The organism is Thiohalobacter sp. COW1, from assembly GCF_016629505.1.
GTDB classification, from domain to species: domain Bacteria; phylum Pseudomonadota; class Gammaproteobacteria; order Thiohalobacterales; family Thiohalobacteraceae; genus Thiohalobacter; species Thiohalobacter thiocyanaticus_A.
The window spans coordinates 1,724,972-1,747,549 of the sequence record NZ_AP024239.1 but is presented as its reverse complement, the minus strand read 5'-3'; the positions used below and the strand labels follow the sequence as shown (position 1 = coordinate 1,747,549).

At 65.6% G+C, this 22,578-nt stretch carries 22 protein-coding genes; 18 read left to right on the top strand and 4 right to left on the bottom strand.

What is annotated here, in order from left to right; all coding sequences use genetic code 11:
• Nucleotides 1–22: 22 nt before the first annotated feature.
• From COW1_RS08120 to COW1_RS08110, 3 genes are read left to right on the top strand one after another with little or no spacing between them, the layout of a single operon-like run.
• Complete coding sequence (locus COW1_RS08120) at nt 23–1,354, top strand: TolC family protein (protein WP_096365416.1); 1,332 nt, start codon at nt 23–25, stop codon at nt 1,352–1,354.
• Nucleotides 1,355–1,356: 2 nt separating this feature from the next.
• Entirely contained in the window at nt 1,357–2,082 is a 726-nt protein-coding gene (locus tag COW1_RS08115) for an efflux RND transporter periplasmic adaptor subunit (protein WP_096365418.1), read from the top strand.
• Nucleotides 2,082–2,348: an acylphosphatase gene (locus tag COW1_RS08110; RefSeq protein WP_369801260.1), complete on the top strand. Its 267-nt coding sequence runs from the start codon at nt 2,082–2,084 to the stop codon at nt 2,346–2,348. Before COW1_RS08115 ends, COW1_RS08110 begins: the two co-directional genes overlap by 1 nt.
• A 72-nt stretch (nt 2,349–2,420) precedes the next feature.
• Here COW1_RS08110 and nadB read toward each other — a convergent pair whose 3' ends face one another.
• Nucleotides 2,421–4,055 carry an L-aspartate oxidase gene (nadB, locus tag COW1_RS08105; RefSeq protein WP_096365422.1) on the bottom strand — a complete coding sequence of 545 codons (1,635 nt, stop codon included), beginning with the start codon at nt 4,053–4,055 and terminating at the stop codon, nt 2,421–2,423.
• Between the two features lie 184 nt (nt 4,056–4,239).
• On the opposite strand from nadB, the gene rpoE reads away from it, so the two are divergent.
• The 14 genes from rpoE (at nt 4,240) to acpS (ending at nt 15,817) form a co-directional block, all read left to right on the top strand.
• Nucleotides 4,240–4,815 (top strand): RNA polymerase sigma factor RpoE, encoded by a 576-nt coding sequence (gene rpoE, locus COW1_RS08100; protein WP_096365424.1) that lies wholly within the window; start codon nt 4,240–4,242, stop codon nt 4,813–4,815.
• 19 nt (nt 4,816–4,834) lie between these two features.
• A complete protein-coding gene (locus COW1_RS08095; RefSeq protein ID WP_157745374.1) occupies nt 4,835–5,392 on the top strand; it encodes a sigma-E factor negative regulatory protein in 558 nt (185 codons plus the stop codon).
• A 3-nt stretch (nt 5,393–5,395) separates the two neighbouring features.
• Complete coding sequence (locus COW1_RS08090; protein WP_201345962.1) at nt 5,396–6,403, top strand: MucB/RseB C-terminal domain-containing protein; 1,008 nt, start codon at nt 5,396–5,398, stop codon at nt 6,401–6,403.
• A gap of 18 nt (nt 6,404–6,421) precedes the next feature.
• Nucleotides 6,422–6,925 (top strand): SoxR reducing system RseC family protein, encoded by a 504-nt coding sequence (locus tag COW1_RS08085; RefSeq protein ID WP_201345958.1) that lies wholly within the window; start codon nt 6,422–6,424, stop codon nt 6,923–6,925.
• A gap of 82 nt (nt 6,926–7,007) precedes the next feature.
• Nucleotides 7,008–8,441, top strand: a complete 1,434-nt coding sequence (locus COW1_RS08080) for a DegQ family serine endoprotease (RefSeq protein WP_096365432.1) — start codon at nt 7,008–7,010, stop codon at nt 8,439–8,441.
• A 52-nt stretch (nt 8,442–8,493) separates the two neighbouring features.
• The gene (locus COW1_RS08075; RefSeq protein ID WP_096365434.1) at nt 8,494–8,745 is read left to right on the top strand and encodes a glutaredoxin family protein; all 252 of its coding nucleotides are present in this window, start codon (nt 8,494–8,496) and stop codon (nt 8,743–8,745) included.
• Nucleotides 8,746–8,841: 96 nt separating this feature from the next.
• Nucleotides 8,842–10,647 carry a translation elongation factor 4 gene (lepA, locus tag COW1_RS08070; RefSeq protein ID WP_096365436.1) on the top strand — a complete coding sequence of 602 codons (1,806 nt, stop codon included), beginning with the start codon at nt 8,842–8,844 and terminating at the stop codon, nt 10,645–10,647.
• 232 nt (nt 10,648–10,879) lie between these two features.
• The gene (lepB, locus tag COW1_RS08065; protein WP_201345956.1) at nt 10,880–11,689 is read left to right on the top strand and encodes a signal peptidase I; all 810 of its coding nucleotides are present in this window, start codon (nt 10,880–10,882) and stop codon (nt 11,687–11,689) included.
• A gap of 21 nt (nt 11,690–11,710) precedes the next feature.
• The gene (locus COW1_RS08060) at nt 11,711–12,085 is read left to right on the top strand and encodes a DUF4845 domain-containing protein (RefSeq protein ID WP_096365440.1); all 375 of its coding nucleotides are present in this window, start codon (nt 11,711–11,713) and stop codon (nt 12,083–12,085) included.
• Nucleotides 12,082–12,783 (top strand): ribonuclease III, encoded by a 702-nt coding sequence (gene rnc, locus COW1_RS08055; protein WP_096365442.1) that lies wholly within the window; start codon nt 12,082–12,084, stop codon nt 12,781–12,783. The genes COW1_RS08060 and rnc overlap by 4 nt, the downstream gene beginning before the upstream one ends.
• A 16-nt stretch (nt 12,784–12,799) precedes the next feature.
• Nucleotides 12,800–13,702 carry a GTPase Era gene (era, locus tag COW1_RS08050; protein ID WP_096367502.1) on the top strand — a complete coding sequence of 301 codons (903 nt, stop codon included), beginning with the start codon at nt 12,800–12,802 and terminating at the stop codon, nt 13,700–13,702.
• Nucleotides 13,703–13,966: 264 nt separating this feature from the next.
• Nucleotides 13,967–14,686, top strand: a complete 720-nt coding sequence (recO, locus tag COW1_RS08045) for a DNA repair protein RecO (RefSeq protein WP_201345955.1) — start codon at nt 13,967–13,969, stop codon at nt 14,684–14,686.
• Nucleotides 14,679–15,419, top strand: a complete 741-nt coding sequence (gene pdxJ, locus COW1_RS08040) for a pyridoxine 5'-phosphate synthase (protein WP_096365446.1) — start codon at nt 14,679–14,681, stop codon at nt 15,417–15,419. The genes recO and pdxJ overlap by 8 nt, the downstream gene beginning before the upstream one ends.
• Before the next feature lie 5 nt (nt 15,420–15,424).
• Nucleotides 15,425–15,817, top strand: coding sequence for a holo-ACP synthase (gene acpS / locus COW1_RS08035; RefSeq protein ID WP_197703003.1), 393 nt, complete (start codon nt 15,425–15,427; stop codon nt 15,815–15,817).
• An 85-nt stretch (nt 15,818–15,902) separates the two neighbouring features.
• Here acpS and COW1_RS08030 read toward each other — a convergent pair whose 3' ends face one another.
• Genes COW1_RS08030 through COW1_RS08020 form a run of 3 tightly spaced genes read right to left on the bottom strand, consistent with a single transcriptional unit; the run spans nt 15,903 to nt 21,571 of the window.
• Nucleotides 15,903–18,590: an ATP-binding protein gene (locus COW1_RS08030; protein WP_201345954.1), complete on the bottom strand. Its 2,688-nt coding sequence runs from the start codon at nt 18,588–18,590 to the stop codon at nt 15,903–15,905.
• A complete protein-coding gene (locus COW1_RS08025) occupies nt 18,587–19,501 on the bottom strand; it encodes an ABC transporter substrate-binding protein (protein WP_201345953.1) in 915 nt (304 codons plus the stop codon). The genes COW1_RS08030 and COW1_RS08025 overlap by 4 nt, the downstream gene beginning before the upstream one ends.
• 21 nt (nt 19,502–19,522) lie before the next feature.
• A complete protein-coding gene (locus COW1_RS08020) occupies nt 19,523–21,571 on the bottom strand; it encodes a TonB-dependent siderophore receptor (RefSeq protein ID WP_201345952.1) in 2,049 nt (682 codons plus the stop codon).
• Between the two features lie 116 nt (nt 21,572–21,687).
• On the opposite strand from COW1_RS08020, the gene cysM reads away from it, so the two are divergent.
• On the top strand, nt 21,688–22,578 hold the full coding sequence (gene cysM / locus COW1_RS08015) for a cysteine synthase CysM (RefSeq protein ID WP_096365454.1): 891 nt from the start codon (nt 21,688–21,690) through the stop codon (nt 22,576–22,578).

Genomic DNA, 22,578 nt, shown 5'->3' with positions numbered 1-22,578 from the left:
CTGCCTGTTGGATCCTTTTCGCGTGTACCTGTCCCGTCCCCTGCTGGGGCTGCTGCTGATGGCGCTCGTCGAGCCGGCGTGGACCGGCGAGAGCGAGGTCGATGCCCTGCCGCCCCTGCCTGCACCGCTTACCCTGCAGGCCGCCCTGGCGGCGGCCCACCCCGGACATCCCGATCTGCAACTGGCCGAGGCCGAACGCGAACTCGCCCTGGCCGAGCGGGAGGCGGCACAGGCGGTGACCGGCCTGCGGGCTTCGGCCTTTGCCGAAGGCCGCTATGTCGAGCCTTCGCCGCTGGCGCCCGAGCCCGGCAGCAACGATTCCCGCGCCAGCGTGCTGTTGAGCAAGCGGCTCTATGACTTCGGTCGCACCGGCTCCGCCGTGGCGGCCGCCGCGGCCGGTCACGCCGGCCGCGAACTGGCCTACCTGGATGCCACCTACCAGCAGCGATTGGAGATCATTGCCCGCTATTTCGATGTGCTGCTGGCCGATCTTGCCTTCCTGGTGGAGAACGAGGCCATGGCCATCGTCTATGTGAATCTGGACGAGGTACGCGACCGTCACGAGCTGGGTCAGGTCTCCGATGTCGAGCTGCTGGAGCAGGAGACCCGCTACCAGGAGGTGCGCATCCGGCGTTACCGCGCCCAGGCCGAACAGCGCACCGCCCGGGTACGGCTGGCGGAGGCCATGGGGCGGCCCGGGCAGCTGGCAGGTGACCTGACGCCGCCGCCGCTGGATGCAATCGAGCGCGAGCTGCCCGAACTGCAGGCGCTGCAGACCCGGGTGCTGGACAGCAACCCCGCCATCCGGGCCGCGCGTGCCGAGGTCGAGGCCGGCCTGGAGCAACTCGAGGCCGCGCGTGCCGGGCGCCGGCCAATCCTCACCGGTGAGGTCGAGGCCGCTGAGTATGCCAAGGATTTCGGTTCCCGTGACGAGTGGCGCGCCTCGGTGATCCTCGAGGTCCCGCTGCTCACGGGAGGAACGGTCAAGGCCGAGGTCTCACGCGCCCGGGGTGAGTTGGCACAGGCCCGGGCGGTACTGGCCCGGCGTCAACTCGAATTGCGCCAGCGTCTGGTCGAACTGTATGAACACATCCGGGTGCTGCAGGCCCAACGTGACGAGGCCTGGACCCGCCAGGATTACCGCGACCTGTATCTGGATCGCAGCCGCTCGCTTTACGAACTGGAGGTCGAGACCGATCTGGGGGATGCCATGGTCGAGTCGACCCGGGCCCGGCTGCTGGCGGCGCAGGTGGATTATCAATTGTTGTTGGCCTGGGCCGAATTGGATGCCCTGCGGGGGCAGGAACCCATGTCTGCGCAGGGCCGCGCGCCCGGGGAGGAGAGCGGAGAGTGAGTATGAAGCTTTACCGTTGGATGATTATTCCGGTCGCGCTGCTGACGGCGCCCGGCGCAGGGGCACAGGAACTCGAAGGCCGGCTCGAGCCGGGGCCGGCGCAGGTGCTCAGTCTGCCTGTCTCCGGTGTGGTCGAGAGTGTGCATGTGAGCGTGGGCGATCAGGTCGAGGCCGGCGCCCGGCTGCTGGCGCTGGATGATCGCGTCTTCCGCGCCGAACTGCGCCGCGCCGAGGCGGTCCTGGCCGAGCAGCAGGAGGTGCGCGCCGAGGCGCTGCGCGAATGGGAGCGGGCCCAGGAACTGTATGACCGTACCGTGATGTCGGAACGCGATCTGCAATTGGCGAAAAACGCCATGCTGGCCGCCGAGGCGGCCCATGCCGAGGCCCAGGCAGTGCGTACCCGGGCGGCCTGGGAACTGGAGCGCAGCGTACTCAAGGCCCCGTCGGCCGGGCGCGTGCTGAGCCTGCATGCCTATCCCGGCCAGGTGGTCGTGAGCCGCGATCGGGCGCCGTCGCTGCTGGAGTTGCAGCCGGCGGGCCGCTGGCAGGTGCGTGCCCCGGCCGACAGCCGCTACCGGCCGGGCGAGCCTGTGCGCGTGCAGGTCGGTGACGCCGGCTACGATGGCCGGGTCATCCGGGCCGATACGGACACGGTGCTGGTCGGGATCAGCGCGGCGCAGGATGCCGGCCTGCAGCCGGGCCAGTCGGCACGGGTGAACCGGCCATGATGATTGCACGGCGCTGCTATGTCAGTGGCCGTGTGCAAGGCGTGTTCTTTCGCGCTACCACGCAACGCCGGGCGCGCGAACTCGGACTCAGCGGTCATGCCTGCAACCTGCCCGATGGCCGGGTGGAGGTGCTGGTCAGCGGCCCGGTCGATGCGGTGCGAGTCCTGGTGGAGTGGCTGTGGGAGGGGCCGGCCGGCGCCCGGGTCACGGCGGTGGAATGCGATGAGGTCGAGCCCTTGGAGCAGGAGGGGTTCAGAACAGGGTAGGGTGGGTGAAGCGCAGCGTAACCCATCGCGCATGGTCTTCGATGGGTTGCGGCGCAGGCGCCTTCACCCATCCTACAGTCGCACCCCCGCCAGGCGGGAATCCGGCTGCGGCTCCGGCGTGAGTACCGTATCGTGCGGCGGACGGCGGGTGTCGGTCTCCGGATAGTCCAGGGTGTAGTGCAGGCCGCGGGATTCCTTGCGCGCCTGGGCCGAGCGGATGATCAGTTCGGCGACCTGCACCAGGTTGCGCAGTTCGATCAGGTCATTGGAGACCCGGAAGTTGCTGTAGTACTCATGGATTTCATGCTGCAGCAGTTCCACCCGCCGGCGCGCCCGCTGCAGGCGCTTGTTGGTGCGCACGATGCCGACATAGTCCCACATGAAGTGGCGCAGTTCGTCCCAGTTGTGGCTGACCACCACCTCCTCGTCCGAATCCGTCACCCGGGACTCGTCCCAGGGCGGCAGCCGCTCCGGCGGCGGGTTCTGTGCCAGCCGGCGGCGGATGTCCGCGCCGGCCGCCTGCGCGAATACCAGGCATTCCAGCAGCGAGTTGCTGGCCATGCGATTGGCCCCGTGCAGGCCGGTGTGGGTGGTTTCGCCGATGGCGTAGAGGCATTCCACATCGGTATGACCGTCGCGATCGGTCATCACCCCGCCGCAGGTGTAATGCGCGGCCGGCACCACCGGCAGCGGCTCGCGGGTCATGTCGAAACCGAATTCCAGGCAGCGGGCATGCACGGTCGGGAAGTGCTCGCGGATGAAGGCCGCCGGCTTGTGGCTGATGTCGAGCAGCACGTGATCGACGCCCAGACGCTTCATCTCGTGGTCGATGGCGCGGGCGACGATGTCGCGCGGGGCCAGTTCGCCGCGCGGGTCGAAACGCTGCATGAAGGATTCGCCGTCGGGAAGCAGCAGCCGTCCGCCCTCGCCGCGCACCGCTTCCGTGATCAGGAACGACTTGGCGTGCGGGTGATACAGGCAGGTGGGGTGGAACTGGTTGAACTCCAGGTTCGCCACCCGGCAGCCGGCGCGCCAGGCCATGGCGATGCCGTCGCCGGTGGCGGTGTCGGGGTTGCTGGTGTAGCGGTAGACCTTGCTCGCCCCGCCGGTGGCCAGCACCACGCAGCGGGCGGCGAACAGTTCCACCCGCTGGGCGTCGCGGTTGAGCACATAGGCGCCCAGGCAGCGATTGGCCCCGCCCCGGCCCAGCTTGCGGGTGGTGATCAGATCCACGGCGATGTGGCGTTCCAGCAGCGCGATCCCGGCATGTTCCCGCGCCCGCGCCACCAGCGAGGTTTCGATGGCCCGGCCGGTGGCGTCGGCGGCATGGATGACCCGACGGTGGCTGTGGCCGCCCTCGCGGGTGAGGTGATACGCGTTGTCGCCGCCCGGGTAACGGGTGAAGTCCACGCCATGGTCGATCAGCCACTGGATGGCGGCCGGCGCCCGCTCCACCGTGAAACGCACCACCTCGGGGTGGCACAGCCCGGCTCCGGCGTTCAGGGTGTCCTGGATGTGGCTGTCGAAGCTGTCGCTGGGGTCAAGCACGGCCGAGACCCCGCCCTGGGCGTAATAGGTACTGCCCTCGGTGATGCTGCCCTTGGCCAGTACCGCGACCCGGGCCTCGTCGGCCAGTTCCAGGGCCAGGCGCAGCCCGGCCGCCCCGCTGCCGACGATCAGCACGTCATAGTCGTATTGTTGCTGCATGCGTCTTTGATTATCGCCTGAAATCGGGTAAGGTGGCTCGGGTTTGACGCCCCTTCACAGACCCCGGCTGTTGCATCATCCAATCCGCTAAACATAACCTAAACTACTGCCGCAAGCGAACTTTTCTTGATTCTTCCTGTCCACAAGCCCCGGTGGGGCAAGGCCCGGCGGTAAAGGAGCCCGGATGACGGCACAGAACGGGGATCAGTTACTGGTCGAGCGCGTCCAGCGCGGCGACAAGCAGGCCTTCGATCTCCTGGTCCGCAAATACCAGCATAAACTGGTGCAGCTGATCGGCCGCTACGTCTCCAATCCGGCGGATGCCACCGATATCGCCCAGGAGGCCTTCATCAAGGCCTACCGGGCGCTGCCGTCATTCCGGGGTGACAGCGCCTTCTATACCTGGCTCTACCGGATCGCCATCAATACGGCCAAGAACCACCTGCTGGCCCAGAGCCGGCGTCCGCCCAGCGGTGATATCGATGCCGGAGATGCGGAACAATTTGCCGGTGACTCGGGTCTGAAGGAATACGCCACCCCGGAGCGGATGCTGCTCAGGGACGAGATCCAGGCCACCATCAATGACGCCATCGAGGCGCTGCCCGAGGATCTGAAGACGGCGATTATTCTGCGCGAGCTCGAGGGATTGAGCTATGAGGACATCGCCCGGGCGATGGACTGCCCGATCGGTACCGTCCGCTCCCGGATCTTCCGGGCCCGGGAGGCGATTGAGAAACGCCTGCAGCCCCTGCTGGGCTGAAGGCAGGAGAGGTAACACCATGACAGACCAGGTTAAGGAACAGATCTCTGCGCTGGTGGACGACGCCCTGCCGCCGCAGGAACGCTCGCTGCTGCTGGCGCGCATGGTCAGCGATCCCGCCCTGCGCGAGACGTGGAGCCGCTACACGCTGATCCAGGACGCCCTGCGCAATCACCTGCCCGAGCAGGTGGAGCCCGACCTGAGTGATCGGGTGATGGCGGCGCTGGAACCCGAGTCCGCGCATGATCGTGGCGCCGCCCGGCCGCGGCTGGCGGGCTGGACCCGGCCGCTCGCCGGCCTGGCCGTGGCCGCCTCGGTGGCGGTGCTGGCCGTGGTCATGTTCCAGCCTGACGCGCCCACGCCCGGCGGCGGCGTCCAGGTGGCCGATGCCGGCTCGGCGCCGGTCGCGGAAGACTATCGCCGGGTCGACACCAGCCAGTGGCAGGGACAGCAGGCCATGGTGAGCGAGCGTCTCAATCAGTACCTGGTCAATCACAATGAATTCGCCGCCCGCAACGGCATGCCGGTGGTCGCCCCGCATGTGCGCATTGTGGGCTATGACCGGGAGCAGCACTGACGCATGCTCCGCTTCTCCCGCGTCCCGTCCATCGCCAGGGCGCGCGCCGCGCGGCTGCTGCCCCTGGCCCTGCTGGCAACGGCGCTGTTCAGTCCGCCAGCGGCGGCCGGTGAGGCATTCGCCTGGCTGGACCGGATGTCGAATGCCATCCAGGATCTGAACTATCGCGGTACCTTCGTCTACCAGCACAACGGCAAGCTGGATGCCATGCGCATCATGCATCGCGGCGGCGAGGACAGCCGCCAGCGGCTGTTCGCCCTGAGCGGGGCGGCGCGCGAGGTCATCCGCGACCAGGAGGGTGTGACCTGCATCCTCTCCGACAGCAAGGCCGTCATGGTGGACCGCAGTCTGCCGCGCGGCCCCTTCGCGGCCCTGCCGCGCGATCTGGAACAACTCAGCCGACATTACCGCTTCAGCCTTGGGGACAGCGACCGTATGCTGCAGCGCCGCAGCCAGGTGGTGGTGATCGAGCCGCGCGACGATTATCGTTATGGTTACCGCTTCTGGCTCGACAGTGAGCATGCCCTGCCGCTGCGATCGGAACTGGTCACGGCTTCCGGTGCCGCCCTGGAGCAGATGATGTTCACCCGGCTGGAGGTGGTGAAACACATCGACGATGCCGACCTGCGTCCGGAATTGGGCGGCGAGCATTTCACCCGCTATGAGGGGCCGCCGTCGGCCGCGGCGCAGGAGATTCCGGCGGACGCCGACAGCGGCTGGGAATTCGCCTGGCTCCCACCCGGCTTCGAACTGCGCGGCCACAACTGGCACGGCATGCCGGTCAGCGGGCAAAGGGTCGAGCACTGGGTCTTCGGCGATGGCCTGGCCACGGTCTCGGTCTACATCGAGGCGCGTGACGAGAATACCCCGCCCGGCCTGGAGGGCCTGTCGAACATGGGTGCGGTCAATGCCATGGGTCGCGCCCTGGACGGCTATCACGTCATCGTGGTGGGCGAGGTGCCGGCGGTGACGGCCGAGCGTCTGGCGCGGGGGGTGCGACGCAGTGAATGAAGCAGCAGGGCGGCGGCCATGATCGAGGAACAGGGCCAGGTGCTCGAGGCCGCCGACGGTGTGGCCTGGGTCGAGACCCGGCGCCAGTCGGTATGCGGGCAGTGCGCAGTCAACAAGGGCTGCGGCACCTCGGTGCTGGCGCAGGTATTGGGAAATCGACGCAGCCGGGTACGGGTCATCGATCCCGTCGGGGTACGGCCCGGACAGACGGTGCGCATCGGCATAGATGAGGGGGCGTTCCTGCGCGGGTCCCTCGCGCTCTACCTGCTGCCGCTGCTGTGCCTGTTCCTGGGCGGGCTGCTGGGCGAGGTGCTGGCCGCGCGCCTGGGCATCCTGGAGGAATGGCCGACGCTGCTCGGCGCACTGGCCGGCGGTGGACTGGGCTTTTACTGGTTGCGCGGGTTTTCCTGCCGGATACGCGACGACCAACGCTATCAGCCGGTCGTGCTCGGCGTGGTTGGCGCGCGGGTCGATACGGTACCGGCCGCGCCCCGGCCCGGTTCGCAGCCAACGCCGGGCTGAAGGCTGTTCAGCCCGGCTTCAGGCCGGGTGTTGTATATTGATGTCATATAACGATAGTGACGATTCCATTACGGGAGTGGGTATGAAATACAAGATTGCATCCTGGCTGAATGGCCTGGCGCTGCTCGGATTGATGGGACTGACCCAGGCCGCCGCGGCGCCCTGGTCGTCATCACTGCCGGATTTTTCCGGACTGGTCGAACAGAACAGCCCGGTGGTGGTCAACATCAGCACCACCCAGGTGGTGAAGGAACCGCGCATGCAGCTGCCGCCGGGTATGGAGATGCCCGACCTGCCGGAAGACAGCCCCTTCGGTGACCTGTTCCGCCACTTCTTCGAGGGCGAAGGCGGCGAGCCGCGTGAGCACGAGGCCAAGTCGCTCGGCTCCGGCTTCATCATCTCTGAAGACGGCTACATCCTCACCAACAACCATGTGGTCCAGGACGCCAAGGAGATCATCGTCCGTTTCAACAACCGCGACGAGATGGTTGCCGAGGTGGTGGGGACCGATCCCCGCAGCGATGTGGCCCTGCTCAAGGTCGAGGCGCAGGGGCTGCCCGTGGCTGAACTGGGCAAGTCCGAGGAACTCAAGGTCGGCGAGTGGGTGCTGGCCATCGGCTCGCCCTTCGGCTTCGAGCGTTCGGCCACCGCCGGCATCGTCAGCGCCAAGGGCCGGGCCCTGCCGAGTGAGAACTATGTGCCCTTCATCCAGACCGACGTGGCCATCAACCCCGGCAACTCCGGTGGGCCGCTGTTCAACATGGACGGTGAGGTCGTGGGCGTGAACTCCCAGATCTTCAGCCGCACCGGCGGCTACATGGGCCTGTCCTTCGCCATTCCGATCGAGGTCGCCATGGATGTCGCCGAACAGCTCAAGACCCGGGGCCGGGTCAGCCGGGGCTGGCTGGGCGTGCTGATCCAGGAGGTGACCCGCGAACTGGCCCAGTCCTTCGGGCTGGACAAGCCGCAGGGCGCGCTGGTGTCCAAGGTGGTCCCGGACAGTCCGGCGGCCAAGGCCGGGCTGCAGGTCGGCGACATCATTCTGGAGTTCAACGGCAGACCCGTGATCCGTTCCAGCAGTCTGCCGCACATCGTCGGCAGTACGCCGGTGGGCGAGCAGGCCGAGATGAAGATCATGCGTGAGGGCAAGCGCCGCACCCTGCAGGTGACCCTGGGCGAGCTCGAGGACGATCAGCAGGCCGCGGCCGAACCGGCCGCGAGCCAGACCGGCAAGAGCGACCGTCTGGGCCTGGTGGTGGCCGCGGTCCCGGCCGAGTTGCGTGAGCAGCTGGAGCTGGGCGAGGGCGGCGTGATGATCAAGGAGCTCAAGTCCGGGGTGGCCTCACGCGCCGGCGTGCGCGAAGGCGACATCGTCGTGCGTTTCAATAATGAGACGGTCAAGGGTGTCGATCACTTCAATCAGCTGGTCAAGGACATGGATAAGGGCAGTTCGGTGCCGGTGCTGATTCAGCGCCGCAGCGGTCCCCTGTTCCTGGCCATCCGCATTCCGGAGTAAGCCGCCGCCGGTGCGGTCCCGGTTCGCCCCGGGGCCGCACCGGGTTTCGGCCATGACCCGTCTGATCCTCTATGCCCGCCCCGAGTGCGGCCTGTGCCAGGACCTGGAGCAGGAACTGCGCGTCCTGCAGCCGGACTTGGGATTCGAGCTCAGAGTGATCGATATCGACCGGGATCCCGCCCTGGTCGAGCGCTGGGGCACGCGCGTCCCGGTTCTGACCACGGCTGACGACCGGCTCATCTGCGAGTATTTTCTCGATCCGGCGGCGCTGCGTGCTATCTGCCGTCCGGATGAATGTGTATAATCCCGCGACTTCAAATGCTTATATGAACTGGCCGGTCCGTCCGGCTGCCGGCAATGTCCCTGTGCCCGTCCGGCGGGCATATGCATCGAGAACCCCGTGGCAGATCTGAGTCATATCCGCAATTTTTCCATCATCGCCCATATCGACCATGGCAAGTCGACCCTGGCCGACCGTTTCATTCAGGTCTGCGGTGGCCTGACCGAACGTGAAATGGCCGAGCAGGTGCTCGATTCCATGGACCTGGAGCGCGAGCGCGGCATCACCATCAAGGCCCAGAGCGTAAGCCTGGACTACACCGCCCGCGACGGCCGGATCTACCGGCTCAATTTCATCGATACCCCGGGGCATGTGGATTTCTCCTACGAGGTCTCGCGCTCGCTGGCCGCCTGCGAGGGCGCCCTGCTGGTGGTCGATGCCGCCCAGGGCGTGGAGGCGCAGAGCGTGGCCAACTGCTACACCGCCATCGATCAGGGCCTGGAGGTGGTGCCGGTGCTGAACAAGATCGACCTGCCCTCAGCCGAGCCCGAGCTCGTGGCTCAGGAGATCGAGGACATCATCGGCATCGAGGCCCACGACGCCGTGCATGTCAGCGCCAAGACCGGTGTCGGCGTCGAGGACGTGCTGGAGACCATCGTCGCCCGCATTCCGCCGCCCCAGGGCGATGTCGAGGCGCCGCTCAAGGCCCTGATCATAGACTCCTGGTTCGACAACTATGTCGGCGTGATCTCGCTGGTGCGGGTCAAGCAGGGCACCCTGCGCCCGCGGCAGAAGATCACGGTGATGTCCACGGGACGCAGCCACCAGGTCGACAATGTCGGCATCTTCACTCCCAAGCGCAAGGATACCGACCACCTCAGCGCCGGGGATGTGGGCTATGTCATCGCCGGCATTAAGGACATCGACGGTGCGCCGGTGGGCGATACCCTGACCCTGACCGACAACCCCGCCGCCGAACCGGTGCCGGGCTTCCAGTACATGCAGCCGCGGGTCTTCGCCGGACTGTACCCGGTCAGCTCCGATGATTATGAGGACCTGCGCGATGCCCTGGAGAAGCTGCGCCTGAACGATGCCGCCCTGCAGTACGATCCGGAGAACTCCCAGGCCCTGGGGTTCGGTTTCCGCTGCGGTTTTCTCGGCATGCTGCACATGGAGATCGTGCAGGAGCGGCTGGAGCGTGAGTACGATCTGGACCTGATCACCACTGCCCCGACCGTGATCTACGAGGTCCTGACCACCCGCGGCGAGACCCTGCAGGTGGACAATCCGGCGGAGCTGCCGCCGCCCAACGAGATCGAGGAGATCCGCGAACCCATCATCCTCGCCAATATCCTGGTACCCCAGGATTACCTGGGCGCGGTGATCACCCTGTGCGTGGAGAAGCGCGGGGTGCAGAAGAACATGCAGTATCTGGGCAAGCAGGTGTCGCTGAATTTCGAGATGCCGCTGAGCGAGGTGGTGCTGGACTTCTTCGACCGGCTGAAATCAGTCAGCCGCGGCTATGCATCCTTCGATTACCACCACCTGCGCTTCCAGGCTGCCAAGCTGGTCAAGCTGGACATCCTCATCAACGGCGAGCGGGTGGATGCCCTGTCGCTGATCGTCCATCATGACAATGCCCCCTACAAGGGCCGCGAACTGGCCGATGCGATGAAGGAACTGATTCCGCGGCAGATGTTCGATGTGGCCATCCAGGCCGCCATCGGCAACCAGATCATCGCCCGTACCACGGTCAAGGCACTGCGCAAGAACGTGACCGCCAAGTGCTACGGCGGCGACGTCAGCCGCAAGCGCAAGCTGCTGGAAAAGCAGAAGGCCGGCAAACGCCGCATGAAGCAGTTCGGCAAGGTCGAGGTCCCGCAGGAGGCCTTCCTGGCAGTGCTGCATGTGGGCAAGAAGGGTTGAAGAAAACCTCAACGCGGAGGCGCAGAGTGCACAGCGTCATTCCCGCGCAGGCGGGAATCCATAAACCGCCGCGGGTGCTGGATCCCCGCCTGCGCGGGGATGACGGCGTTTCTGGTCTTATAGCCAATATTTCCGACCACTGTGTAAAATCAAAAAACTCTGCGGTCCCTGCGCCTTTGCGTTGTAAAGCTTTTGGACGTAACAACCAGAAATACAAACATGAGTCATTGTCATGAGTTTTAATTTTCCGCTGATCCTGGTGCTGGCCACCTTCATTACCGGTTTGATCTGGCTGCTCGATGCCTGGCTGTGGAAGCCGAAGCGCAGACAGGCCGCCGAGGCCGTCGCGGAGCCGGAGCGCCGCGAGGCGGTGCTCAAGGAGCCGGTGCTGGTGGAATACTCCCGCGCCTTCTTTCCCGTGATCCTGGTCGTGCTGCTGCTGCGCTCCTTCCTGGCCGAACCCTTCCGCATCCCCAGCGGCTCCATGATGCCTACCCTGCTGGTGGGTGACTTCATCCTGGTCAACAAGTTCGCCTACGGTCTGCGCCTGCCGGTGGTCAATACCCGATTCCTGGACCTGGGAGAACCGGAGCGGGGCGACGTAGTGGTGTTCCGCTACCCCGACAACCCTTCCGTGGACTACATCAAGCGCGTGGTCGGGCTGCCCGGGGACCGGGTTGCCTATCGGGATAAAATCCTATATATCAATGGCGAAAGGATGCCGCAGCAGGTCCTGGGCACCTATATTGCGGAAGGTGCAGGACTGGCCAGCACCGGTGCCAGCGAGCGGCTGGAGCGGCTCAACGAGGTGGAGCACCGCATCCTGGTGCGGCCGGGCTATCCCAACATCGAGGGCGAATGGATGATCCCCGAAGGGCATTACTTTATGATGGGAGACAACCGCGACAACAGCAAGGACAGCCGCTACTTCGGTCTGGTGCCGGAGGAGAATCTGGTCGGCAAGGCCTTCATTATCTGGATGAGTTGGGATGGCGTGAACAACCGCGTCACCTGGAGCCGCATCGGCGATTCCATTCATTGACAAGGGGCGAGGGGGAGTAATATGCATTATCCGCAACGACAGCAGGGCATGACGCTGCTGGGCTGGATCATCGTACTGGGACTGATCGCGTTCTTCGTGTTACTGACACTGCGGTTGCTGCCCAACTATCTGGAGAACTTCAAGGTCGCCGAGACCCTCGCTTCGCTCAAGAACGAGCCCGATATTACCCGCAAGTCCCCGGCTGAAATCCGCAAGCTGATTGACCGGCGTTTCATCATCAACGATGTCACCCGCATCGAGGCCCGGGATGTAACGGTTACCAACGACAAGGGCCGGGTGACGGTACGCGCCCAGTATGAAATCAGGGTGCCGGTGCTGGGTAACGTGGATGCCGTGACCAAATTCGACGAAAGCGTGGAGCTGATTCGCAATTGACGCCGCCACTGGAAGCACTGGCCCGGCGGCTGTGTCATGAATTCACCACCCCGGCCCTGTTGCAACAGGCGCTCACCCATCGCAGCGCCGGCAATCTCAACAATGAACGACTGGAATTCCTCGGGGATGCGGTGCTCGGTATGGTCATCGCCGATGCCCTCTACGCGCGCTATCCCAAAGCCAGTGAAGGTGACCTGAGCCGGCTGCGCGCGACCCTGGTGAAGAAACCCACCCTGGCGGGCATCGCCCGTGAACTGGAACTGGGGGAGTATCTGCAACTGGGCTCGGGCGAACTGAAGAGCGGCGGCTTCCGGCGTGATTCCATCCTGGCCGACGCCCTGGAAGCGATTCTCGGTGCCGTCTATCTGGACGCCGGTTTCGATACCGCTGCCGCACTGGTGCTGCAACTCTATCAGCCGCGACTGCAGTCGCTGCCGGAGGCCGCCGCGCTCAAGGATCCGAAGACCCGCCTGCAGGAATACCTCCAGTCCCGCCACATCGAACTGCCCGAATATCAGGTGATCCAGGTCTCCGGCAAGGCGCACGCCCAGACCTTCGAGGTCGAATGTCGGATCGCCGGGCTGGACCGCAGCAGCCGCGGACGCGGCTCCAGCCGGCGCAAGGCCGAACAGGCCGCCGCCGCCGGCATGCTGCAGGCGCTGGGCGTGGAGACCGAGGTGCAGGAGTCGGATGCATGATGAGGGCGCGGCAGGCATGAATACGGATTCCGGCGATTTCCGCTGCGGCCTGGTGGCGCTGGTCGGGCGGCCGAACGTGGGCAAGTCGACCCTGCTCAACCGCATACTCGGACAGAAAATAAGCATAACCTCGGATAAGCCGCAGACGACCCGGCACCGTATTCTCGGCATCAAGACCACGTCGCAGGCCCAGGTGGTCTATATCGATACCCCGGGCCTGCATCGCGGCGGCAAGCGCGCGCTCAACCGGGCGCTCAACCGCGCCGCCAGCGATGCCATCGCTGACGTGGACCTGGCCGTATTCCTGATCGAGGCCGGACGCTGGACCGACGAGGACGAACTGGTGCTGCGGCGTCTGCGTCAGGCCGGCGTTCCGATACTGCTGGCGGTCAACAAGATCGACCGGGTGGCGGATCGCGCTCAACTGCTGCCGGAGTTGCAGACGCTGGCGGGCAGGCATGATTTCGCCGAAATCCTGCCCCTGTCAGCCGCGCGCGGGGAGAATCTGGAGCGACTGGAACAGTGCGTGATCGCGCGCCTGCCCGCAGGGCCGCCCTATTTCCCCGAGGAGCAGATCACCGATCGCAGCGAGCGTTTTCTCGCGGCCGAGTTGATTCGCGAGAAGCTGTTCCGTCGCCTGGGTCAGGAGCTGCCCTACGGTCTGACTGTGCAGATCGAACAGTTCAAGGACGACGACGGTCTGCTGCGCATCCATGGACTGGTATGGGTGGAGCGCGATTCGCAGAAGGCCATCGTGATCGGCAAGGGCGGCGCCATGCTCAAGCAGATCGGCCGCGAGGCGCGACTGGACATGGAGCGGCTGTTCGGCAGCAAGGTATTCCTGCAACTGTGGGTCAAGGTCAAGGGCGGCTGGGCGGATGATGAGCGTGCCCTGCGCAGCCTTGGCATCGATGAATGAAACAGGATAGCCACGGAAAACACGGAAAGCACGGACAGGATGAGTGTGGGGCGGAGTCCTGTGTATTCGGCTGTCCCGCAGCCCCGTAGGTCGGGTTGGCGCAGCGTAACCCGACATGTAATCCGGGCGAAGCGTCGGATTACGCCCCTGCGGGCTGACCCGACCTGCACACTTGAAGCCCTGAGTGTCGTCTAACTTACTTCTCATTAGTATCTTATTGTCCGTGCTTTCCGTGGGTATTTATATTTCCGGGACAATCCCGCCATGAGTGTCGACAGCGTCGAGCTGCAGCCCGCCTATATCCTGCATCACCGGGCCTGGCGTGATACCAGTGCGCTGTTGGAGCTCATTACGCCCGGGTATGGACGCATCGGCGTGGTCGCGCGTGGTGCGCGCAGCGCGCGCTCGCCGCTGCGCGGCCTGCTGCGTCCCTTCCTGCCGCTGCTGTGTTCCTGGGGGGGGCGCGGAGAGTTGTTCAGCCTGCGCCGGATGGAGGTGGCCGGGCGCTCGCCCGAGCTTCGTGGCCAGGCCCTGTTCGCGGCCTATTATCTCAATGAGCTCCTGCTGCGACTGCTGCAGCGTCAGGATCCGCATCCCGAGGTCTTCGATGCCTACGTTCAGGCGCTCGGCAGCTTCGCGCTCCAGCCCCTGGAGGCGGTACTGCGGGTGTTCGAGAAGCGACTGCTGGAGGCCCTGGGGTATGCGCTGGTACTGGAGTCGGACGTGTCCGGTGAGCCGATCGAGGCCCGCTGCCGCTACCGCTACCTTCCCGAGCAGGGGCTGGAACGGATGCAGGGGCAGGGCGGGATCAGCGGCCGGGCCCTGCTGGCACTGGCGGCCGAGGCCTGTGACAATGCGCAGGATCTGCGTGAAATCAAGCCGCTGCTGCGCCAGGTGCTGGGACAGTATCTGGGCGAGCGGCCGCTGAAGACACGCGAATTTCTCATCGATCTGGAAGGACAGGGGCGGAGCGGACATGATTGAACATCCCAAGGATATTCTGCTGGGCGTGAATATCGATCACGTGGCCACCCTGCGCCAGGCCCGCGGTACCCGGTTTCCCGACCCGGTGCAGGCGGCGATCGAGGCCGAGCAGGCCGGCGCCGATGGCATCACCCTGCACTTGCGCGAGGATCGCCGCCACATCCAGGAACGCGATGTGGAGATGCTGGCCGGCATCCTGCAGACGCGCATGAACCTGGAGATGGCAGTGACCGAGGAGATGCTCGCCATCGCCGAGCGCATCCGGCCGCAGGACTGCTGCCTGGTGCCGGAACGGCGCGAGGAACTGACCACCGAGGGCGGGCTGGACGTCGCCGGCCAGCCGCAGCGAATCCGGGAGGCCTGTGCCCGGCTGGCCGCCGCCGGGGTACGGGTGTCGCTGTTCATCGATGCCGAACCGGCCCAGATCGAGGCCGCGGCGGCGGCCGGCGCACCCTGCATCGAGATCCATACCGGTCATTACGCCGATGCCGCCGGGGCGGCGCAGCAGAGCGAATACGAACGCATCCGCACGGCGGTCGATGCCGGCGTGCGGGCCGGGTTGCAGGTCAACGCCGGCCACGGACTGCACTATCACAATGTACAGCCGATCGCGGCGTTGCCGGCCGTTCGCGAACTCAACATCGGTCATGCCATCGTGGCCCGGGCCGTCTTCACCGGCCTGCAGGAGGCGGTGCGCGAGATGAAGCGGCTGATGGTCGCGGCGCGGCGCTGAACCCGATGGCTCTGATCTATGGCATCGGCACCGATATCGTCAGTATCGCCCGCATGGAGCAGGCGCTGACGCGTTTCGGCCGGCGCTTCGCCGAGCGCATACTCAGCGCGGCGGAACTGCAGGAGTTCGACGCCTGCGCGCGGCCGGCGGCCCTGCTGGCCAAGCGCTTTGCCGTCAAGGAGGCGGTGGCCAAGGCCTTTGGTACCGGCTTCCGGGACGGGCTCAGGCTGCAGGATATCCAGGTCGGTCATGACTCCAGGGGACGGCCGGAACTGCATTACCGGGGCGCGGCCCAGGCGCTGGCTCGTACCAATGCCGTGACGGCCAGCCATGTCTCCATCGCCGACGAGCGCGATTATGCCATCGCCTATGTGATTTTGCTGGCGGACGGGAAATAGCAGACAGGATGGGTGAAGGCGCACAGCGCCGTACTCCATCACCCGGCCGCCGGACGGCGATGGGTTGCGCTGTGCTCCACCCATCCTACGTGGGCTCCCGGTTCCCGAACCGCTCCAGTTCCTGCTGGCACTGCGCCAGTGCCGCTTCGATCGCCGGTGCATCGTCGGCCTCACAGGCTGACTGCAGGCCTTCCCCTGCCGCAGCCAGCGCCTGCAGGCCGCAATATACCGCCGAGCCCTTGAGCTTGTGCGCCTGTTCCCGCAGGTTCTGCCAGTCATGCGCATCGAAGGCGTGCTGCAGGGCCGTTTGCCACTGTCCGGCTTCACCGCGAAAACGCTCCACCAGTTCCCGTTTGACCGCGGCGACACGTTCCTCTGCGCCGGGCTCGGGCGCGGCAGGTGTGGCGCGGGTCCAGCGCCGCACACTTTCCCAGATACGGTACTCGGTGACCGGCTTGATCAGGACTTCCTGGACCAGCGCGCTGATATCCGCATCGGCTTCCAGATGGATCAGGGCGTCGGCGGTCAGGGCAATGATCGGTGTGGAACGGTTGGGGTTGTCGGGGGTCGCGCGGATCTTGCGGGCGGTATCGCCACCGGTCAGCCTGGGCATATGCACATCGAGAATGATCAGATCGTAGCTGTGCTGCCGGGCCAGTTCCAACGCCTGGATGCCATCGGCCGCCTGGTCGACCCGGATGCCGAGCGCCTGCAACTGCAGTTCGGTCAGTCGGCGATTGATTTCGTTGTCATCGGCGATCAGGACCCGGCCGCCCTCCAACCGGGGCGGCTGGGGCCGTGGCTGCTTGCGCCTGTCCGTGAGTGCACTGTGGCGGGTTTCGGGCCAGCCCATGAGTTTCCAAACTGCCAGACGCAGTGAATCGCGCCGGGCAGGTTTGGCCAGGCATTGGGCTGCACCCAGTGTCAGGGCACGCTGCAGTCGTTCCTTCTCGATGGTATTGAGCAGCAGCAGCACCGGGATGGCGTAGGGCCTGAGCAGTGCAAGCAGGCGCTCGATTTCCGCCTGGCTTTCCCGGGTCGGTGGCAGGCCCAGGGCGATGAAGTCGGGACGCGGCGTATCCGTGCTGTCCAGCAATCGGAGCAGACCGTCGGGGTCATCGGCCTCGATGACCTGCAGGCCCCAGGATTCCAGCGGATGGCACAGGGCCAGCCGGGCCAGGGGGAACGGGTCGCAGACCAGCACGGTACCGCTGGCCGGTGGCAGCGCCGGCTCGGTGCTCGGGACCTCGCCCTGGGTACTGAGGGTGAGCCGGAACCAGAAGGTGGAGCCGTGTCCCGGCAGGCTGTTGACGCCGATACTGCCGCCCATCAGTTCCACCAGCCGCTTGGAGATGAACAGGCCCAGGCCGGTGCCGCCGTGACGTCGGGTGGGCGAACTGTCGGACTGGAAGAAGGCGGTGAACAACCGCCCCTGCTGTTCGGGTGACAGGCCCTCGCCGGTGTCGCTGACCTGGACCCGGATGCCGGCCTGTTCGCTGTCGGCGGTCAGCGGTTCATCCAGCATGACCCGCACCACCACGCTGCCCTGACGGGTGAACTTGATGGCGTTGCCGATGAGGTTGAGCAGCACCTGGCGGATGCGGGTGGAATCCCCGTACAGATGCAGCGGCACGTCGGCATAGACCAGCAATACGCATTCCAGTCCCTTGGCGTGGGCCAGCGGGGCCATCAGGTCCATGGAATCCTCCAGCGCCTCGCGCAGATCGAAGGGACTGTGCTCGATCTGCAGATTGCCGGATTCGATCTTGGAGAAATCCAGAATGTCGTTGACGATCACCAGCAGGTTGGTGGCCGACTTGCGTACCGTGGTGACGTACTCGCGCTGCTCGGCCGACAGCGGCGTGTGCAGCAGCAGGTCGATGAAGCCCAGCATGCCGTTGAGCGGGGTGCGGATCTCGTGGCTCATGTTGGCGAGAAACTCGGACTTGTCGCGCACGGCCTGCAGCGCTGCCTGCCGTGCCTGTTCCAGTTCCACATTCTGCCGCTCCAGCCGCTGCAGCGTAGTGCGCAGTTCGTGGGTGGCGGACTGAATCTGACGTTCCAGGTCCTTCTGGGTGTCTTCCAGCGTCCCGGCCATGGCGTTGATGCCTTCCTGCAGCGATCTCAGTTCCCCGGTACCGACGGTGCGTGCACGCACGGAGAGGTTGCCGCGGCCGAGTTCCTGGACGGTGGCGGTAAGATGGGTGATGGGGTGGGAAATGGCGCGACTCAGATGCGCGGCCAGCAGGCTGGCCGCGCCCAGGATCAGCAGGGTGAAGATCAGGCCGTTGATCAGGATTTCGCTTTCCGCGCTGAGTACGGACTGCATGGACAGATCGATGAATATCCGACCCATGGGCGCCACGGCCTCGGTCCGGGTGCCGGCCTCGGGGTAGTCATGTATCGGGATATTCGGCGGTTCAATGGCATGCTCGAGACTGATCAGTTTGTCCCGGGGCAGTTGTTCACTGCCGGGTTCCCGTTGTTCGAACAGGATTTCGCCATGGCGGTCCCTGACCGCGACGTGTACCACCTTGGGGTCGGACAGCGCCCGCCGGGCCAGCTGCTCGAGGACCTCGTGATTGCCGGTATAGATACTGTATTCGGCCCCGGAGGAGAGATAACGGGCGATGGCGTTGCCGCTCTCGATGAGGGTGTGCCGGGCCTGGGTGATCCGGCTGTCGATGAAGTAGTACCCCAGTATCAGGGCCAGCAGCGCGGCTGGAATGATCGCATTGATCAGGATGCGGGACTGGATGCTGTGCAGTGTCATCGGGTTCCCGCCTCCATGTCGCGAAGCTGATCGTGCAGCCGCGCCTCCGGCGGCAGAACCAGGCTCAGTGTCTGGGCCACCCTGTAATTGAGCGTGACGGTGAACCGGGAAGGGTGTGCGGGTGCGGGCAGGCCGGTTTCCGCGCCGGCCAGAAACGCGCTGGCAATGTCGGCACTCGCACGCGCCATGTCCTCGGGCGTACTGTGCACGGCAGCGATGGCGCCGGCCTTGACGAAGGAGTCTGAAAATCCGATCACGGCGATGCCCTTGCGATAGGTGGTAAGAAGTATGCCGTGAATGGTATGGCGGTTGTAGACTGTCGGGTCGGGCAGGGCCAGCAGCATCTGGTGGCGGTCCATGCCCTGCTGGATGCGGCTGGCCGGGTTCTGGTTCGGCGCCAGTTGCAGCAGGGTCAGGTCGATCCCGCGCCTGGCGGCGGTCGCCCGCAGGGCTTCGCCAGCGCTGTGGGGGTGCGATACGAGTACAACCAGTTCGCCGTCGGGTGGCAGCAGCAGTCGGGCCAGATTCAACTGCCGCGCCAGAGGCTGGTCCAGGAACAGGGCACTGTGACGCGGTGCGCGCGCCTGGTCGCTGAGGCGTCGATAGGCGGCCTCGGTGATGAAGCTGCACAGGACCGGGCGCTGTGCCTGGGCGAGTCCCAGTTCACAGGCCCGGGCACCGGCGGCGATGATCAGCGTCGCCTTGTCTGGCGCCGGCGGGGAGCGGGTGCCGGACGCTGGCAGCCGGTATTCATCCAGTTCAACGGGCACCAGCGCCCGGGCCAGGACGTCGCGGAAGCGGGTATGATGTGATTCCAACAGGCTGCTCAACAGCATGACTCTGTCCGCGGTTGCGGATGCGTCCTGGCACAGCGATACGGCCAGCAGCAGGATGGGCAGGATCAGGCGCATGTTGTGGCTGTTATGGTCGCCCTAGTTCAGAGACAGACCGACCTCGAAATAGACGCGGGTATCGAAGGTGTTTTCCTGACGAAAATCGATATATTCGTCCAGCAGGTTCTGCCAGGTAAGCGCCACATGAGCGCGCTGACCGTTGATACGGAAGCCCTTTTTGAATCGGGTATCGAGCCGGTCGTAGCCGGGGACGCGGTCGCCGTCGCCCAGCCACTTCATCGCCCTGACCCGGTAGTATAGCAGGCTCAGGTCCCAGTCCCCGGACAGCCGGTGCATGGCAAAGATGCTGCTGGTGTGGGTCGGGATGTCCTCGCCGAGATCCTCGTACTCCACTCCGGGGCCGTTGATCAGGTTCAGCGCCTGGCCCTTGCCCCGGGTGTAGTTGTGATTGATGCCCACCAGGGTGCGGTAGGCCGGCCGCCAGGTGATGGAGACTTCCGCGCCGTTGATGCTCATGCGGCCGCTGTTGGTGAACAGGTTGGCCGAGGGGCTGGGCAGGGGTTCAGGGAAGGCCTTGTCCTTGACCGCGGTGATGCGGTCGTCGATATCCTTGTGGAACAGCTTGAGGTCGACCGTGGTGTGCAGTTCGGGAAACTGTCCCAGGTAGCCGATCTCATAGGCGTGCAGACGCTCCGGATCGACGCGGGTGTTGCCCAGCATGATCTGATCGATCAGGGTGCCGTCGCTCAGGCGCACGGCCAGATCGGCATGCGTCTCCAGGATGCTGGGGTGGCGCAGGGCGCGCGACAGGCTCAGGTGCATCCCGTGGCGGGGGCGGAACTGGTAGTTGACCGCCAGTCGCGGCGAGAACAGGGTGCCGGCGAACTCGGTATGTTCCAGGGTGAAGCCGAGGTTGGCGACCAGGTCGTCGCGCAACCGCCATTCCAGGTTTCCGAACAGGCGCTGCAGCGAGGATTCGATCCGGTGATCGCGGTTGAACAGCACCCGTCCCTTGACCCGGTCCTCGCGCAACCCCACTCCCCAGGTGCTGCGCAGCCGTGCGTGCAGCCGCAGGCTGCGCTGCAGCTCGATCCCGAAACGCTGCTCCAGGACCGAGAAATCCACCGCAATGGGATCGTCGCGGCCGAACAGGGCAATGACCTGGACCGGCGGCACACCGAACAGGCTGGACAGCGGCGTGACTGTGATCTCGTTGTGATCCATGTAATTGTGATAGGCCAGCAGGGTCCAGCTGTCGTCGGGCGATTCGCTGCGGTGCCAGCGCAGCTGCTGGTAGTGACTGGTGAGTTCGCGGGTGCGGTCGGGGTCGTGGTGAACGCTCATGCCTTCCCCGCGCGGCCCCCGGGCATAGCCGAACTGGAGTTCCCAGGCATCGTTGTTGGCGGCGACGTGGTCGGCGCGAAAATTCACCATGCTGGTGCGCATGCTGTCGTGACGCTGCAGGCGCGCGCCCGAGTCCTGATCGACGAATTCCTGAAAGCCGTCGTCGAGCCGGCGGGCCAGGCTCAGGCGATAGTCCAGTGCGTCCCGGCTGTGGCTGTAGCGGGCAAAGCCGCGGCGAAAGCCCTTGTTTCCGGTCTGGGCCTTCGCACTGAACCGCGGTGTCTGGCTGGCATGCAGGGTGGTGATGTTGATGGCGCCGAGGTAGGAGTTGGAACCGAGGGCGGCGGCATTGGGACCGCGCACCACCTCGATGCGTTCGATGTCCTCGATGGCCACCGGCAGATCGGTCCAGCGCACGCCGCCGATCGACGGACTGTAGACCGGACGGCCGTCGATGCGTACCTGCATGCGTCGGGCGTGCTGGTCGGACAGGCCGTGATAGGTGGCGGTGATGGTGTGGCCGGAGGCGCGCGCGACCTGGAAGCCGGGGACCAGACGCAGCAGATCGGGAATGTCCACTGCGCCGCTGGCTTCGATCATGGCCCGATCGATGACGGTCATGGCCACCGGCGCTTCGTACTGGGGCTGGGCCAGACGGGTGGCCGACAGCACCACAGGAAAACCGGACTGGTAGTATTCGTCGGCGGTCTCGGCCGTGGCAACGGAGGGGATGGCGCAGGCTGAGGCGTGCAGCAAAACGCCGCGCAAAAAGGCCTTGTACATCTTCTGACTCCCGTGTTGTTCTTATCTGGATCCGGCCTGTCCACGTTATGTTGCAGTTATTTGTGTCAGGGGTCAAAATCCGTCATGCGACTGTCCACATCGAAACCGGATTGCACATGGACTACCCCACGCTCGAGGCCTTTGTCGGCAACACGCCACTGGTGCGGTTGCAGCGCCTGGTCGGTGAATCCACCAATACCGTCCTGGTCAAACTCGAAGGCAACAACCCCGCCGGTTCGGTCAAGGACCGTCCCGCGCTGGCCATGATCCGCCACGCCGAACAGCGCGGCGACATCCGTCCGGGCGATACCCTGATCGAGGCCACCAGCGGCAACACCGGCATTGCGCTGGCCATGACCGCCGCCATCAAGGGCTATCGCCTGGTTCTGATCATGCCCGAGAACATGAGCCTGGAACGCCGCGCCGTAATGAAGGCCTACGGCGCCGAGATCGTGCTGGTCAGCCGCGACGAGGGCATGGAAGGCGCGCGCGATCTGGCGCAGCAGATGCAGGCCGAGGGCCGCGGTCGGGTGCTGGACCAGTTCGCCAACCCGGACAACCCTGACGCCCATTACGAAAGCACCGGTCCCGAGATCTGGCGCGACACCGGCGGGGAGATCACGCACTTCGTCAGTGCCATGGGCACGACCGGCACCATCATGGGTACCGGGCGCTATCTCAAGGAGCAGAGTCCGGGGGTGGAGATCGTCGGGGTGCAGCCGACCGAGGGTTCCTCCATCCCGGGAATCCGCCGCTGGCCACCGGAGTATCTGCCGCGCATCTATGATCCGGCACGGGTCGATCGCATCATCGATATCGAGCAGGCGAGCGCGGAGGAGACCACCCGGGCCCTGGCCGCGCGCGAGGGCATCTTCTGCGGCATCTCCTCGGGCGGTGCGGTGGCGGCGGCGCTGGAACTGTCGCGCCAGGTCGAAAACGCCGTGATCGTGAGCATCATCTGCGACCGCGGCGACCGCTATCTCTCCACCGGAGTCTTCCCCGCCTGA

Excerpts from the sequence above, each read along its gene's own strand:
- COW1_RS08115 (WP_096365418.1), top strand. The coding sequence starts at position 1,357 with ATGAAGCTTTACCGTTGGATGATTATTCCGGTCGCGCTGCTGACGGCG.
- COW1_RS08110 (WP_369801260.1), top strand. The coding sequence starts at position 2,082 with ATGATTGCACGGCGCTGCTATGTCAGTGGCCGTGTGCAAGGCGTGTTC.
- nadB (WP_096365422.1), bottom strand. The coding sequence starts at position 4,055 with ATGCAGCAACAATACGACTATGACGTGCTGATCGTCGGCAGCGGGGCG.
- rpoE (WP_096365424.1), top strand. The coding sequence starts at position 4,240 with ATGACGGCACAGAACGGGGATCAGTTACTGGTCGAGCGCGTCCAGCGC.
- COW1_RS08095 (WP_157745374.1), top strand. The coding sequence starts at position 4,835 with ATGACAGACCAGGTTAAGGAACAGATCTCTGCGCTGGTGGACGACGCC.
- COW1_RS08090 (WP_201345962.1), top strand. The coding sequence starts at position 5,396 with ATGCTCCGCTTCTCCCGCGTCCCGTCCATCGCCAGGGCGCGCGCCGCG.
- COW1_RS08085 (WP_201345958.1), top strand. The coding sequence starts at position 6,422 with ATGATCGAGGAACAGGGCCAGGTGCTCGAGGCCGCCGACGGTGTGGCC.
- COW1_RS08080 (WP_096365432.1), top strand. The coding sequence starts at position 7,008 with ATGAAATACAAGATTGCATCCTGGCTGAATGGCCTGGCGCTGCTCGGA.
- COW1_RS08075 (WP_096365434.1), top strand. The coding sequence starts at position 8,494 with ATGACCCGTCTGATCCTCTATGCCCGCCCCGAGTGCGGCCTGTGCCAG.
- lepB (WP_201345956.1), top strand. The coding sequence starts at position 10,880 with ATGAGTTTTAATTTTCCGCTGATCCTGGTGCTGGCCACCTTCATTACC.
- COW1_RS08060 (WP_096365440.1), top strand. The coding sequence starts at position 11,711 with ATGCATTATCCGCAACGACAGCAGGGCATGACGCTGCTGGGCTGGATC.
- era (WP_096367502.1), top strand. The coding sequence starts at position 12,800 with ATGAATACGGATTCCGGCGATTTCCGCTGCGGCCTGGTGGCGCTGGTC.
- recO (WP_201345955.1), top strand. The coding sequence starts at position 13,967 with ATGAGTGTCGACAGCGTCGAGCTGCAGCCCGCCTATATCCTGCATCAC.
- pdxJ (WP_096365446.1), top strand. The coding sequence starts at position 14,679 with ATGATTGAACATCCCAAGGATATTCTGCTGGGCGTGAATATCGATCAC.
- acpS (WP_197703003.1), top strand. The coding sequence starts at position 15,425 with ATGGCTCTGATCTATGGCATCGGCACCGATATCGTCAGTATCGCCCGC.
- COW1_RS08030 (WP_201345954.1), bottom strand. The coding sequence starts at position 18,590 with ATGACACTGCACAGCATCCAGTCCCGCATCCTGATCAATGCGATCATT.
- COW1_RS08025 (WP_201345953.1), bottom strand. The coding sequence starts at position 19,501 with ATGCGCCTGATCCTGCCCATCCTGCTGCTGGCCGTATCGCTGTGCCAG.
- COW1_RS08020 (WP_201345952.1), bottom strand. The coding sequence starts at position 21,571 with ATGTACAAGGCCTTTTTGCGCGGCGTTTTGCTGCACGCCTCAGCCTGC.
- cysM (WP_096365454.1), top strand. The coding sequence starts at position 21,688 with ATGGACTACCCCACGCTCGAGGCCTTTGTCGGCAACACGCCACTGGTG.